The organism is Staphylococcus microti, from assembly GCF_000934465.1.
GTDB lineage: Bacteria > Bacillota > Bacilli > Staphylococcales > Staphylococcaceae > Staphylococcus > Staphylococcus microti.
Map to the genome: position 1 here is coordinate 76,443 of NZ_JXWY01000036.1, position 14,965 is coordinate 91,407.

15 protein-coding genes and 1 pseudogene are annotated in these 14,965 nt (G+C 36.6%); 2 read left to right on the plus strand and 14 right to left on the minus strand.

The annotated features are described in order from the left end of the window. Positions 1-8 precede the first annotated feature (8 nt). Positions 9-317 (minus strand): DUF5327 family protein, encoded by a 309-nt coding sequence (locus TP70_RS06355; protein WP_044360416.1) that lies wholly within the window; start codon positions 315-317, stop codon positions 9-11. A gap of 4 nt (positions 318-321) precedes the next feature. Then, entirely contained in the window at positions 322-978 is a 657-nt protein-coding gene (locus tag TP70_RS06360; protein WP_044360418.1) for a uracil-DNA glycosylase, read from the minus strand. Positions 979-1,131: 153 nt separating this feature from the next. Here TP70_RS06360 and thiD point away from each other — a divergent pair, with 153 nt between their 5' ends. Beyond that, complete coding sequence (gene thiD / locus TP70_RS06365) at positions 1,132-1,962, plus strand: bifunctional hydroxymethylpyrimidine kinase/phosphomethylpyrimidine kinase (protein WP_044360420.1); 831 nt, start codon at positions 1,132-1,134, stop codon at positions 1,960-1,962. Positions 1,963-2,154: 192 nt separating this feature from the next. Here thiD and TP70_RS06370 read toward each other — a convergent pair whose 3' ends face one another. The 11 genes from TP70_RS06370 to TP70_RS06420 all read right to left on the minus strand — a co-directional run bounded on the left by TP70_RS06370 (position 2,155) and on the right by TP70_RS06420 (position 13,007). After that, positions 2,155-3,204, minus strand: a complete 1,050-nt coding sequence (locus TP70_RS06370) for an MFS transporter (protein WP_044360421.1) — start codon at positions 3,202-3,204, stop codon at positions 2,155-2,157. A 157-nt stretch (positions 3,205-3,361) separates the two neighbouring features. Next, complete coding sequence (locus tag TP70_RS06375) at positions 3,362-4,621, minus strand: DUF1958 domain-containing protein (RefSeq protein ID WP_044360423.1); 1,260 nt, start codon at positions 4,619-4,621, stop codon at positions 3,362-3,364. 227 nt (positions 4,622-4,848) lie between these two features. Further along, positions 4,849-5,349: a hypothetical protein gene (locus TP70_RS06380; RefSeq protein WP_044360424.1), complete on the minus strand. Its 501-nt coding sequence runs from the start codon at positions 5,347-5,349 to the stop codon at positions 4,849-4,851. A gap of 34 nt (positions 5,350-5,383) precedes the next feature. Beyond that, a complete protein-coding gene (locus TP70_RS06385) occupies positions 5,384-5,659 on the minus strand; it encodes a hotdog family protein (RefSeq protein ID WP_044360426.1) in 276 nt (91 codons plus the stop codon). Further along, positions 5,656-6,015 (minus strand): hypothetical protein, encoded by a 360-nt coding sequence (locus TP70_RS06390; RefSeq protein WP_044360428.1) that lies wholly within the window; start codon positions 6,013-6,015, stop codon positions 5,656-5,658. Before TP70_RS06390 ends, TP70_RS06385 begins: the two co-directional genes overlap by 4 nt. Then, a complete protein-coding gene (locus tag TP70_RS06395; RefSeq protein WP_044360429.1) occupies positions 5,969-7,129 on the minus strand; it encodes a thiolase family protein in 1,161 nt (386 codons plus the stop codon). The genes TP70_RS06390 and TP70_RS06395 overlap by 47 nt, the downstream gene beginning before the upstream one ends. Beyond that, positions 7,126-8,484 (minus strand): AMP-binding protein, encoded by a 1,359-nt coding sequence (locus tag TP70_RS06400; protein ID WP_044360430.1) that lies wholly within the window; start codon positions 8,482-8,484, stop codon positions 7,126-7,128. The genes TP70_RS06395 and TP70_RS06400 overlap by 4 nt, the downstream gene beginning before the upstream one ends. A gap of 140 nt (positions 8,485-8,624) precedes the next feature. Then, entirely contained in the window at positions 8,625-9,170 is a 546-nt protein-coding gene (hxlB, locus tag TP70_RS06405) for a 6-phospho-3-hexuloisomerase (protein ID WP_044360432.1), read from the minus strand. A 4-nt stretch (positions 9,171-9,174) separates the two neighbouring features. Next, positions 9,175-9,810 carry a 3-hexulose-6-phosphate synthase gene (gene hxlA, locus TP70_RS06410; RefSeq protein WP_044360433.1) on the minus strand — a complete coding sequence of 212 codons (636 nt, stop codon included), beginning with the start codon at positions 9,808-9,810 and terminating at the stop codon, positions 9,175-9,177. A 130-nt stretch (positions 9,811-9,940) separates the two neighbouring features. Then, positions 9,941-11,407 carry a ribosomal protection-like ABC-F family protein gene (abc-f, locus tag TP70_RS06415; protein WP_044360434.1) on the minus strand — a complete coding sequence of 489 codons (1,467 nt, stop codon included), beginning with the start codon at positions 11,405-11,407 and terminating at the stop codon, positions 9,941-9,943. A 22-nt stretch (positions 11,408-11,429) separates the two neighbouring features. After that, positions 11,430-13,007, minus strand: a complete 1,578-nt coding sequence (locus TP70_RS06420; protein ID WP_044360435.1) for an ATP-binding cassette domain-containing protein — start codon at positions 13,005-13,007, stop codon at positions 11,430-11,432. 114 nt (positions 13,008-13,121) lie between these two features. Here TP70_RS06420 and TP70_RS06425 point away from each other — a divergent pair, with 114 nt between their 5' ends. Next, complete coding sequence (locus tag TP70_RS06425) at positions 13,122-13,958, plus strand: Rgg family transcriptional regulator (RefSeq protein ID WP_044360436.1); 837 nt, start codon at positions 13,122-13,124, stop codon at positions 13,956-13,958. A 147-nt stretch (positions 13,959-14,105) separates the two neighbouring features. Here TP70_RS06425 and TP70_RS06430 read toward each other — a convergent pair. Then, positions 14,106-14,789: pseudogene (locus tag TP70_RS06430) on the minus strand (substrate-binding domain-containing protein); the annotation flags it as partial. Positions 14,790-14,965 lie beyond the last annotated feature (176 nt).

Here is a 14,965-nt window from a genome sequence, read left to right on the forward strand (position 1 = left end):
CCTCTTTTCTAAAAGTCAAAAATAGATTCCCCATTACCAATCGCATCATCTGTCACTAAACGATTATCCGCTGTTTTTGGCACCGTATTCGTCTCTGTCACACGACCACCCATTAAGCGGATTTCTTCATCTGATACTTTTGTCGATGCCGTCGTTGTTTCAACGTGTGACGTTGCTTTCGGTGTTGCTTGGTCTGTATACAATGCGGTTAATGTATGAATGGCATACATATGCTTGTCAAATGCGGCATCTGTCGTCGCTTGATCTGCTTGCATCAATTCATGCTCTAACAACTGAATTAATTTCTCTTTTTGCATGCTGTTATTCCTCTCTTTCACACCACTGGATTGGCTCTAGCCCTTGTGCCGTTAAATACGCATTTGCTTTTGAATAGGGTTTAGAACCAAAAAAGCCTCGATAAGCGGACAACGGACTTGGATGTGGTGACTTAATAATATAATGCTTCGATGTATCAATGAGACGTTCCTTTTGTTGTGCCGGTTTGCCCCATAATATAAACACAACGCCTTTTTTATGCGTTGAAATGGCTTGAATAATTTCATTCGTAAATGTTTCCCAGCCGATGTCACGATGAGAATGCGCTTGTCCTTGACGTACCGTTAACACCGTGTTTAACAGTAATACACCTTCCCTTGCCCAGTCTTGCAAATGCGGCGATGTGCGCTGACAGCCGATATCATCTGCTAACTCTTGGTACATATTGCGCAATGAAGGCGGAAATTTCGCATTTGGCTGTACAGAAAATGCTAAGCCATGCGCTTGATTCGGTCCATGGTAAGGATCTTGTCCTAAAATAACGACCTTTACTTTTTCAAAAGGTGTTAAATCAAACGCTTGATAAATGTTTTCTCGCGCTGGGTAAACCGTCTCCGTCGCATATTCTTTTTCTAAAAAATCGTGCATCGCTTGAAAATCATGTTTGGATGTAATGTCATGAAAAATTGTAGCCCACTCCATCATGCTCACCTCATTCCACATTTTAACACAAAATCTGAGTGATAACGTTAATACACGGTATGGAAATGTTTTCAGTTGCACGCTGTCGTGATATGATAGTGCTTAAGTAGGATTTCGCATTTTACAAAGGGTATCTAAAGGAGTGTATGTCAAATGGCATTAAAAAAAGTATTAACAATTGCAGGCTCAGATACAAGCGCAGGCGCTGGTATGCAAGCCGATCTTAAAACATTCCAAGAACTAGGCACATATGGAATGGTTGCACTTGCTGCTATCGTTACAATGGACAAAGAAACATGGTCTCATGATGTTTCACCAATTCCATTCGACGTTTTTAATAAACAACTTGCGACAGCTATTAGTATCGGTCCAGACGCTGTCAAAACAGGGATGTTAGGGACAGAAGAAATTATTCAACGTGCTGGTGAAGCTTTCGTTGAATCAGGCGCACAATTTTTCGTTGTAGACCCTGTTATGGTATGTAAAGGGGAAGATGAAGTATTAAACCCTGGTAATACAGAAGCAATGATTCAACACTTATTGCCAAAAGCAACGGTTGTTACACCGAACTTATTTGAAGCAGGTCAACTTTCAAAATTAGGCACATTGAAGTCTATGGAAGATATGAAAAAAGCAGCCGAAATTATTCATCAACAAGGGGCACAACACGTTGTTATTAAAGGCGGTAAAGCATTAGACCAAGATAAATCATACGACTTGTACTACGACGGTCAAACATTCTATCAATTAACAACAGACATGTTCCAACAAAGCTACAATCACGGGGCAGGTTGTACATTTGCAGCTGCAACAACAGCAAACCTTGCGAACGGTCAATCACCAAAAGAAGCCGTAATTAACGCGAAAGCTTTCGTCGCTTCAGCAATTAAAAACGGCTGGAAAATGAATGACTTTGTCGGTCCTGTCGATCACGGTGCATACAACCGTATCGAAAAAATCGACGTAGACGTTACGGAAATTTAATTAATTGTTCAAACGCCATGTGGTTATAGCACCCGTGGCGTTTTTTTAGTCCGCAGTTTCTTGATATTTACGTGATACAAGCGAGAAAAGTAAAAGCACCGTAAATAATGCGACACCTGTTAGGAGAAAGATCACCCCTTCATGCTGGTTTAAAATAACACCATAAAATAGCATAGAGATAGGCATCAATGCTTATACAATCGATTGATTTATTGAAAAAACACGCCCTTTATACGCATCATCTACCGTTTTTTGTAAATAAATGCTGTATGGGGTATTCAGATATGGCATCGTAAAACCAATCGCTGCATACACGCCAATTAGAAAAATAAACGACATGCTACTTGATGTTTCAAAAAACAAGAAAATGCCTAGTCCACTTAAAGTGACGCCATACAATGCAATCGCGACTTTTAAATTTCTAAACAAATGTGATTGAATCGGAAAAACGGAAAAAAGTAAAGACGTGAGAAAAATCGAAATCGTCAGTGACCCTTCAATGACGCCAAACTGTGCAGAATTCAACCCTAATGTTTGGATGGCGATAATCGGTACCCCGACAACGACCGAATTAACAAAAAAGTTCACGCTGAGCCCTACAAAAATAAATAACAAAATAATTTTTTGCTGTTTCATATACGAAAATCCTTCTTTAAAATTGGTCATAAAAGAGATGCGCTCTGTCTGATCCAAGTATGTTTTTAACGGCAATAATAACAACAGTATGAGCGACAGACTTTCCGTTACCAATGTGAGTGTTGCCAGTGTTTGAATCGATAGAAAAGCAATAAGCACACCCCCGACCATTGGTGCTAAAAACGTAACGACTGTAATAATCGTTTGTCTCAGAGACACGATACGTTCCAAATGCTCGCCAACAATTGTTTGTAAGTTGGATTGGATAATCAACATGTTCACACTGTCTGTGATTGTTAATATCATCCCAGTTATGATTATCAACTGGATACCCGCTACATCAAATACAAAGAAAAAGATTGCAAGTATAGCAATTGTTGCCATTTGTGCGAGTATCACGAGTCGCCTATTATTCACACTATCTGTGAACACCCCTATAATCGGACTCGCAATAATCCCGCATAGCACAATTAACGCCAAATAGACACTATATGTATAGCTTGTATCTGTGTATTGCAATATGTAAAACGCACAGGCAAAACTGAAAACACGCGATCCAAAGTTTGAAATAATATCAAACAACACCAATATAACTGCTTTTTTCATTACGTAACCCCTTTGTTTTGTAATGAATGAAACACGTATATAAATTAATAATAGATTTATTTTCTGAAAATTGCAATAAAACGTGGAAATATCGTTTTTTATAAAACACAAAATGAGTAGCAACAAGCATTCTCTGCTCGTTCACTACTCATTTTTCTTATGTGTTCATTTTATAACTCAACCACAGCGTAAAAGCTGTTAGTAAAACGACTAACGATAATCCTCCAACGATCATCAAGGGCGACCATGGTTCATCGCCAAACCATTCAATGCCTTGCTTTTCAACCGCAACGCTTGGTGCTTTATAACCTGCTAAAAATTGACGTTGATAATTTAAAGAAATACGTTGCTTTTCTTCATCAATTTTAAAATGTTTATCTGAGATTTTCATATTTTTCGGTACAACATCATACAAATCTTGTTTCACTTCATATTTTTTGTCTTGAATCCGATGTTCTCCTTTTGACAACACTTTTTTATAGGTATATTGGTCGAACATCTCTTGCGTAATACCATTGGCTACAATATGACGTGCGTGTTTCGCATTGTTATCATTGAATGGAGCAATGCTTAATACGGCTGTTTGTAGTCGTAAATCTTGTTGCTTTGCCGTTAACATAAAATGATACGCTTGATCACTCGTCCCCGTCTTCAAGCCATCAACACCTGTCATGCCGTTCGCTTCTCCCGGTAACGAATAGTTCGTTGTATGCAGCGTCCCATTTTGTTGGCGATCTTCACGTAGTTTTGTCATTTCAAGTATTTGTGGATGATCTTTCACCAGTCGTGTTGCTAAAATCGACAAATCATAAGCCGTTGATGTCGGTTTACCTGCGTCTAAAAAATCTTTCGGCGCATATTGTTTCATCCATGCATTATCCAAACCTGCTGGATTCGTAAAGTATGTATTTTTCATATTGAAGGCACGTGCTTTATCATTCATTTGTTTGGTAAAAGTAGACGTATCCCCCGACACCTTTTCAGCTAACACCATCGTCGCCGCATTACTTGATGCCATTACCGCTTGTTTTAACAGTTCTTCCACCGTAAAAACCTGTCCTTCCTTGATTGGGTACGTCGATACATTTGGCAAATCCGCGACACCTTGCTGGTCTGCTGTAATCGTTACTTTGTCGGAAAGCTTGATATTTCCGCTCTCAATCGCATCAAACACCAGATAAAATGTCATCATCTTTACAACAGATGCAGGGTACAACGCCTCTTGTCCATGATAATCATAAAGAATTTGTCCCGTCTCAGTCGTCGTCATTGCCGCTTCAGGCTGATACTGACTCGACGCATGCGATTCATGCTTTTTAGCTATTTCATATGGCGTTGTTGCCGCATCAACAGTCCCTACAAATAACAATTGTATAAGAACAAACAATGTGATTACTTTTGAAAATTTCCCCTTCATTCTCCTATTGACTCCTTAAAAATCATGCTTTACAAATTTCGATAATCATATAATACGAAACTTTTTACTTTCATTATTTTAAGCATACGTCAATAAAATCATGAATTCAATATTATTTTATTGAATTATGAAATCACTTAATCTACAATGTATCTTCTAATTTCTATTCATCTATATACAAAAAGACCCATCATTGCCTATAGTAAGGTAAATGAGGGTCTCAAATCTTATAAGAAAAATCCAGTTAAAATAATAATAACTTTTGTGAAAAAGATAATAATCGTGAATTTTTTAGATTTACTGAAAAAATAATATAGTATTGTAAAAGTAATTAAATCGATGAAGGGTGTATAGTACGTAATTGTAGCAAATGGCAAGTTCAGTAAATCATTTAATAACAAAGCAGCTAAGCTTGCAGCAGTATAGCCTAGAATTAGTGAAAAAAATAAGTCTTCATCTTTACTCACTTTGTTTCTATCAAATATGATGATTATCAGTTTAATTATGAAAAACGTAAAAACCAACACCAAAATATTAGAAAGTAACACGATAATTATTGTAAAAAAATTTATTTGTGTTACTGTCATACTTAATGACTTTTGAATCATATCAATCTGATTTTGTAGATTAGATTGGCTTGCAGTAAACGTATAAAACAATAATAATGCAGAGGCCAAATATGGTATCATACTTGCAAGATAAAGTGAAAGTTTCTTTATTATTTTCATATTATCTACCACCCTTTTATAAAAATCAAAATTATTATATAAATTTCCGGAATGTTTCAAGTTGTAATTCGACTTTCAATACCATATTCTCCCCCACAACAACAATACTGTTACCAGCTTCCTCCACCGTTAACTTTTCATTTATATACACCGGTTGTTTATAGCTTACTTTACATGACATGTGCTGCTCTCCATATTGTTGCAATACTTTTTGAACAATCATTTGTCCCGGCACAATCTCATCGTGTATAGGATTCTCATCTCTAACAAGTTCTAAATACTGTGCAACAGCTTCTGCTGAAAATTTCATATCGTGTGCCTCCGTACAAACGTTTGTTGTATCACATTCGTCTCATTTAACATGAGTTCAAACTGAAAGCGTTCAAAACTTTTAATTTGTTTCGCTGATTTAAAGGTTAATGTTGCTTCAATAGGTTGGTCGCAAAACAGTGGCTTGGTTTGATGTAATGTCGTTTCCACTAACATCACTTCCGCACCGACAAAAGGTTGAAAGAGTTCAAATGCTTGCCAGTAGCGTGCAAAAAATAGTAATGGTACTTCTGAACGCAATGGCATTTCGAATAATGTTTGATAGGCATGTAATGATGACGCATCAACTTTAATATGTTTCGTTTCCGTCTGACCAACGTTCGAATAATGCAGCATTGCCCATTCCCCCTCCAATGCCCATTGTTGCGATGGTTAACGGGCAATCTGTCATATAAAACAAACGTGTGACTAAAATGGCGCCACTTGCACTGTACGGATGACCAATCGCAATGGCACCACCATACCGATTTAACTGTCTGTCTTGAATATGTAACGCCCTTTGAGAAGCTAACACTTGTGCAGCAAAGGCTTCATTTAACTCTACAGCATCTACGTCTTTTATTTGTAAATGATGTTTTTCGAGAAGATGTGTGACAGCCGGTACTGGCCCGATGCCTAACAGTTTAGGATCTACGCCTTTCACGGCATAATCTTTAAACTGTATGCCTTCCGTAATGCCTAACGACAAGGCGTATTGTTTCGACATGACAACGACTAACGCTGCCCCATCATTTTTTGCACAACAATTGCCAACTGTCACTGTACCGTCTGGATAAATCGGCTTGAGTCGTGCCAAGCGATCTAAGCGTACATTTCGACGCATGTTTTCATCTTGTGTCATCCATTCGCCATTTACTTTAAGCGGTAAAATTTCCTCATCTAAATAACCGGCATCATAGGCTTGTGCTGTTTTGATATAGCTGTTATACGCAAATTGATCTTGATCCGCACGTGAAACATCATAGGCACGTGCCACATTATCTGCCGCTTCAATCATCGTCGGATCTTGTCCTTCTGGCGCAAAAGCGGCTCGTTCATAAAACTGTGGTGGTTCCACTGGATATAATGAAGTCGGACGCTTTACTTTCCACGGCGCACGACTCGTACTTTCCACACCTCCCGCTAAATAAAAATGCCCTGCACCTGCTTCAACCATGCGACATGCCAAATGAATCGCTTCTAATCCCGAACCACATTGACGATCGACGGTCACACCAGGAATTGTGATGTCTAAACCTGCTTCTAACAAACTTTTTCGTGCAATATTTCCACCATTCCCAACAATATTGCCTAAAATCACATCATCGAGCTGTTGCCAATCAGCAGGTAATGTTTCTTTAAAATATTGAATAAGTGGTTTTAATAAATCTTCCGGTTCCCACTTTTGTAACTTACCGCCATAACGTCCGATAGGTGTGCGCTTTGCTGCGACAATTACCGCTTCATTCATTGCCAAGCCCCCTGTTCATATAAAAGTTGTGCGGCACGTCTAGAAACTTTGCCACTAGACGTGCGTGGTAATTTCGCTACACAAATCAGTTTCGACGGCCATTCGTAACGCGACAGTGATGCCTGTAATTGTTCTCGTACAAAACGATACGTTAATTCAGGATTTCCTTCATATAATGCTAAGGCTAACTCGCCAAACTTTGCATGTTGTTGACGCACAATAACGACTTCATCAATGCCGTCTATCGTTTTGAGTGCCTGTTCAATCATAAATGGCGAAATATTTTTACCACCAATAATCATGCGATCTTGCGTACGCCCATGCAAATACAAAACATCTTCTTTAACAGACGCATAGTCACCCGTCTCAATCCAATCAGGTAGTTGTTCTCCAACATAACCAGAAAACGTCATCGAACTTTTAACGTAAAGCTTCCCAATACCACGTGTATCTTGCTCGTCAATCCGCACTTGAACATTTGGAAATAAATGTCCAACCGATTGTAGTGGTGCGGTTTGATCTCGATTCACACTAATAAAACTCGCCTCTGACGTCCCAAAAAATTCATACACTGTCGTTAACGGCAACTTTAATTTCAGCTTTTCATGCAATGTCGGCGAAAGCTTATCCCCCGATACAAATATGTATGCAATTTGCTTTGTTTGAGATGATAGACGTAGCCAATCGTGCACCATCGTTGGCACGAGAAACAAAGCACAAACACGCTCAAGGTGTGCGATCGTCCTTTGACACTGCGTCACATCGTAATCATTTTGACCAATAAATGTTCGACCATAAAATAGGGCATAAACGAGAACATAGAGCGTTAATGAATGTGCATACGGGCCTAATGCCCCCATCATAGGACGTTGTACAATCACATCATCCGCTAGTAAACGCTCATTTTCTTCAAATGATGCGACCCATGACACCTCATTGCGATAAAAAGCTTTCGGTAAACCGGTTGTCCCAGATGTAAAACCGATATGTAATAAATCTTCGCAATGATGTTGGATACTTTGGTAGCCTGTCTCTTGTAACCCTGTATCATCCCAAACGAACGAAATATGATAATGCTCATACAGTGCTTCACGCCTTGCTGTTGTCCACTGTGGATCCATTACACAAGGCACAGCACCTTTATGTAACAACGCTAAGTAGGATACAATAAACGTCTCCATTTGCTTAAAAGATAAGGCGACATCACATCCAACACAAGCGTCTGGTAATGACCGTATGACTTCTTGCACTTGCCTCCATAATTGTTGATAAGTTACTGACGTCTGTCCAATGCTTAATGCAACTTCTTGTGGCTGTTGCCCTGCATAATATGCAATTTGTTTTATTAACTTCATTTGACACTCACTTCTTTGAATACGTTTTCCTCTATTCTATCACATCGTTTGCGCACAATATAAAAAGCCACTAGTTGTCGTGAAACTGCAGCCTTAGACGGCATACAATTTTATCATTAACAACCAGTGACTCATGTGCTTTATTCTAAATTGGCATGATTTGCTTGCATCGTTGTTTCAGTAACATCGAGCTGTGCTTGCATCTCTAAAACGAGGCTATCAAGTAAAACTTGCGCACTTTGTTCAAATAAGCTGCCTAACGGTTGTTGAGACCCTTCCGCACGATGTTTCGTACTAGCTGGTAATACAACCATCGTTGTCGCCAGTTCACCAATTGGACTGTCCGATACTGTTGACAACAACAGTATGTGTGCACCTACTTCTTTCGCTTTTTCTGCAAGCAAGCGTAAATGTGTTGTCGAACCTGAACCCGACACAATGACCAAACAATCGCCTTGCTGAATCGCAGGTGTCGTCGTTTCACCAACAACATGTGCGTGTTGTCCGAGCTGATTTAAACGCATCGCAAAGCTTTGTGCTACAAAACCAGAGCGTCCTTTACCCGCAACAAACACATTTTGTGACTGCAAGAGTTGTGCCATAAAACGTTCTACTTCTTGCGTATCCACCTGTTTCAATGTTTGTGCCAATTCATCTAATATTAATTGATAGTGACGTGTAAACATTCAATCACCCTTCAATCGCTTCACGACATTGTTTTGCTGCTTCTCGTGGATCATCCGCATTGGCAATACCGCCACCGACGATGATAAGATCTGGATTTTCAGCTGCTACTGCTTGAATCGTATCCGGCTTAATACCACCTGCTACTGCTACTTTCGCATTATTAATAACTGATTTTACACGGCGTAAACTTTCTAAAGGAGACTGACCTTCTGCTTGTAAGTCATAACCTGTATGCACGGCAATGTAATCCGCACCCATTTCATCAATTTCTTTCGCACGTTTTTCAAGATCTTGTACAGCAATTAAATCAACTAATAATTCTTTGCCGTGTTTATGTGCTTCAGCCACCGCATTCTTAATCGACGCATCTTCTGCCACACCTAAAATCGTGACAACATCTGCACCGAACTTCACAGCTTGGCTCACTTCATAGTCCGCAGCATCCATAATTTTAAGATCTGCTAATACTTTAACGTCTTCATCTTTCACGTTGTCTTTCAAATGTTGTACAGCCGGTAGCCCTTCATTAATCACAATCGGCGTACCAATCTCTACTATACCCACATAATCTGTCACCTGTTTGGCTAATTCTGCAGCTGCTTCTTTATCTAATAAATCAATTGCTAATTGTAATTCCATCGTTCTACTCAACTCCTACATCAAATTTAACTAACATGATACACTCATTGTTGTACCCTTACATCCTCTAATTAAACATATCCGATAACTTTTGTCGAATATAATGTTTGTAGAAATTGATAAATGGAAACTAATATTTTATTTGATAATCTTCAATCCGCCATACTTTCGTCGCAACATGTTCTATAAAAGTTTGATCATGTGATGTAAAAATAACCGTGCCTTTATAACTTTTTAAAAGCCTTTCTAACGCTTCAATCGTATAAACATCTAAAAAGTTCGTCGGTTCATCTAAGATTAAAATATTAGATGGTGCTACTAACAATCTCGCAATACTTAGTTTTGTTGCTTCTCCACCACTTAATTCATCCATTTTCTTATGATTTAACGTACATTCATCAAACCCTAAATTAATGAGAATATTTCTGATCAATTCTGTATGATAGTAGGTGTTTTCTCCTAAATATTCTAGAACATTTTGATTACTTGTGGGCATATAGTCCATTTGGTTATACACTTTAATCTTCGCATTTTGAGAAATGGTAATGCCTTCCTGTTCATCTACAATATATTGTAATAGCGATGTTTTACCTACACCGTTATCTCCAACAATCGCAAGCCGTTCCCCTTTTGAGATTTGAAAACTCACACCGTCCAATAATGTTTTATCTCCACGTTTCAAATAAATATCCTGTCCCATAATCGGAAAATTTTTATGCATTTCTAAACTTTTAATAGTTGGAAAGTCAATTTGCCGCTCTTCCTGCAACAGTGTTTCTTCTCCAATATTGTCGATGCGTTGTTGGATATTCTTCATGTTTTTAAACATACTTTTTTGAACTGTATCTTTCTGTTTAGAAGCTGCCAAGCGATTCGGTTTTATATTTTTCTTCTTACTTTTCGGACTCGCTTTCCCAACTTTTTCTGCCTTTTTTTGTTTATCTTCAAGCGCTGCCATTAACCGCTCTTTTTCTTTACGCTTTTTATCGTTTTCACGTTCAATATACGCAAGCCGTTCTTCCTTTTGTTCTAAATACATATCATAATTACCTGAAAACACTTCAATCTTATGATTATTAATTTCCCACACTTTTGTTGCTAATGCATTAATAAAATCTCTATCGTGGCTTACAAAAATCAGTAATCCGTAATAATACTTAAGATAGTCAATCAGTTGTTGTATGCCCTCCGCGTCCATATGCGTTGTCGGTTCATCCAACAATAAGCCTTCCGAATAAGAAGATAATGTGTGCGTTAAAGTCAATTTACGTTTCTCTCCACCACTTAGTTGGTGCCATTCATTTTCTGGAACATTTAACTCTGACAACATTTTAAAATCCAAAGCATCATGATGAGATACTGAATTATTCATCTCCAATTGTGACATATAATTGAAGATTACATGTCTTTCAATACTTCCTTGGCTAGGTGTGATTATCCCATTTATGAGTCGTAATAATGTACTTTTCCCCACACCATTTTCACCAACAATTGCGATCCTTTCATCTTTATAAGCTGTTAAGTTTTCAAAGGTAAAAATGTCTTGGGTATCGTAGGTTACTTTGATATGATTCATTCTAATTGCTAAGTCACTCATGTGATCCCCCCTTATCTCCAACTCATTCTCTTTCTGTATATTCAGAGAAATCTATTTTGAAATCAAACTGCTCTTGGATATCCATCGGCGTGTGATGTGAAACGATAATCATCGTTTTATCTTGAATTGTCATCAACATTTGCCAAAACTTTTGACTCGTATGGGCATCTAAATGCGCAGTGGGTTCATCAAAAATTAATATGTTTTTACCAGACATTAAACCTCTCAACAATAATACTCTTCTTCTTTCTCCGCTAGATAAATTGTCGATATGTTGTTCATTAATCACAGTTTCCGATAATAGTTGCTTCATATAATCATATTCCGTCTTTGTATAATCCGTTCGGAACAATATGTTATATACAACTGATGTATTCAATAAATCATTATCCGTTAAAATATAAGTAATATCATCAAATACATCTGTCTGTTGATTTAATACATGATGATCGTATTTTATAGTACCAGTATATTCTGTATTCATGCCTAAAACCGTCTCTAAAAATATGGATTTCCCTGTACCACTTTCACCTGTAATGAGATATTTTTGTTGCGGATAAAATGCCATATCTTTATAAATTAAAGCATGATTATCAATGGGAATATGTAGGTTTTTAACCATTAACTTTTCATTAAACGTTGCATGAATCTCACCTTGATTTTCTTCAACTAATCGCTCTTGTTGTATTTGATTTCTTAATTTTTTAGTACTATTAATATTGTTGATACTTCTAGAAAGATTAAGTATTGGCATACTGAGTTGTTCAACGAGTCCAAGTAGCGTAATAACCATGCCTGGATTAATCACTTTTTTATAAATCAAAATCACCGAAATTGTTAAAATAATGAAATGTGATAAATACGAAAACAATGAATATAATGCATTTAAAGTGGCCTGATAATTTTTTGATTCTCCCCAAGCTTCATATTCTTTTTCAACATTTTTCTTCAACTTAGGGAACAGTACCGCACTTAAATTAAAAACTTTCATGTATTTTAAGTTATCCATTAAATTTTTATAAAAATCCAAGTTTTTTCCTTTTTGGTTATACACAAAATTTTCTAAAGCCGACAACTTCTCTTTAAAAAATTTCGTGATGCATAGTGGAATAAACATAAACGCAATAACTACCACGCCAATATAAACATTAATGTATAAAAGCGCAATGGACACAAATAACACTCTAAACGATAAATAAAAAACATTAACAAAACTTCGATAATACGTATTTTCTAAACTATCAACAACATTGGTAAGGACATTCAACTTTCTCTCTTTTACACTTTCAATATTTTTAAAGTCCTTCACATTTAATAATTGCTTACCAATCGAAGCTTTTTGTTTCGCAAACGCATCTTTAATTAATCGATTCTCATATAACCATCCCAAATAATAAAATAGCACTTCGGTAATAACCATCACGCCAAACACTATAATATAAATGGTCACTTGATTATTGTTATATTCAATGGCACTTTGAAATAAATGCCCTTTCACAAACTGCATAAAAGTTGCGATTAAAGTGGATACTAAAAGAATCAGTATAAGCACAGCTAATTTTGAATTTTTAATATCTAATAACATGTCTTTTTTAAACATCTTATAATCACCTCGCCTTTTAATAATTGAATTTTCTAACTTTTATTATAAAAAGGTTTTCATAAATACATTTAAAATGTATACTAATCTATACATAGAAAGGGGTGAAATCAAATGTTTGGTACAACTATAGAAGTCATTAGAAAAAATAAGAACATTTCTATTAATGAGTTATGCGACGGTATCTTTACACGCGCTGCATATCATAGGTTTGTTACACAACAGTCAGACACTTCGACGACTAACTTTTTCTTATTACTAGAAAAATTAAAAGTGACGCCTGAAGAACTTTTAATCATGTATGATAAAAGCCATTCGCTCAACTTTTTTGAATTATTAAGTCTGATTGAGCAACGTTATTTAGAAAAAGATGTCGCTGCTTTACTTTCATTATCATCTGACATCCAAAAAGATTTTCCTAACCCAATACAACGGCATCTCATTACTGTGATTCAGTCAAAGGTCGATAAGCTGTTAGACCGGGAACATTCCGAGTGTTATCAACACTTAATAGATTATCTACTTAACACTGAATTTTGGACGCGGTATGAGTTAGCACTTTTTTCTCACTGTATTGGCATTTTCAACCTATCACTGATTGATACATTGCTCACCACATCTTTGAAGCATTTCGAAAAAACAACATCCTATTATAACGAAAGTGTTCATCTTGTAGCGAATGCTTTAATCGTCTCTATTGAACACCAAAGCACGTATCACTTTGAAAAATGGCTGACTCATTTAAATGCGATTCAATTAAAGGAAAAACATTTCTTTGAGTCGTTAATCGTCCAAATGTTCAATTTGTTTAACACGTATATTATTGATCATAATGACATCACTGAAAACAAGATTCTTGATCTTATAAAGTTTTGTGAAAGTATACGTGCTCATAATTACAAGAACTTATTTCTCAACTTGTTTTCAAAAATTAAAACTTTAGATTGGTAGGGGATATTATGCAACTATTACATTTTTAAAATTTAGCAGAACTTAATACACTACACGTAGACCACTCAAAAATGAATACCTCTTTTTTTATAAATATTTATATCCTCTAAGCTTTTTACATTTTAAATGCTTTCTTTATATCAACAATTAACGCACGATTAAATCAAAATCATACTGTTGATTCAACGTTTCCTTATTACTCGTCAGTAGACATTCGACAACATGATTACTAATATCTTCAGACATCTGCGCAACCGGCAAAGCAATACTTGATAATTGTGGACGCGTTATTTTACAAATATCATGATTATCTGTTCCAATTAACACAACTTTATCTTCTAAAACTTTTTGAATTCCTGCAGATACATAATCATTCCCCGTATATATCCCATCAATATTTGGATACATTTTCTTAATATTGCGCCCTATTTTCATACCATCATCAATTGTAAACGCTGAAGAAAATACATATCCCTCATTGTAAGTTAGAGAGTGCTTTTTCAACGCTTTTTTATAGCCAGATAGCCTTAACTTTTGTGCATGATTGAATGGATTATCCATGCATATTGCCACGTTACTACAACCTTTTTGAATAAGAAATTCTGTTGCAGTTTTTCCAATTTGGTACTCATCAAAATGAAAATTAGAAATTTTAGACGTCTGTTTTGTATCATTACTTGAAATAATCAAACCGTGTTCAGCATACGCTTCAATCACTTGCTTCTCATTTTCTACAAAACATAGAATCACCGCATCAATTTCGTTTTTCTTAAGTGCTACAAGGATCTCTTCTTCTCTAGCAGGCGCACAAAATGTTTGATGTATAAAAGACTTATAACCTTGCGCAGTGAACTACTCACCACTTAGCTAAACCTAAAGTTTTTAACGCTTGAAGTGGGAGCTTCTTGGGAATAGAGCGTACTTGATAGTTTATTTCTTTACTAACAGCGCTGTCTCTTATTTACCAAGCTATCCCCGTAGTTCCTACGGTTCTTGATGCTACTTAA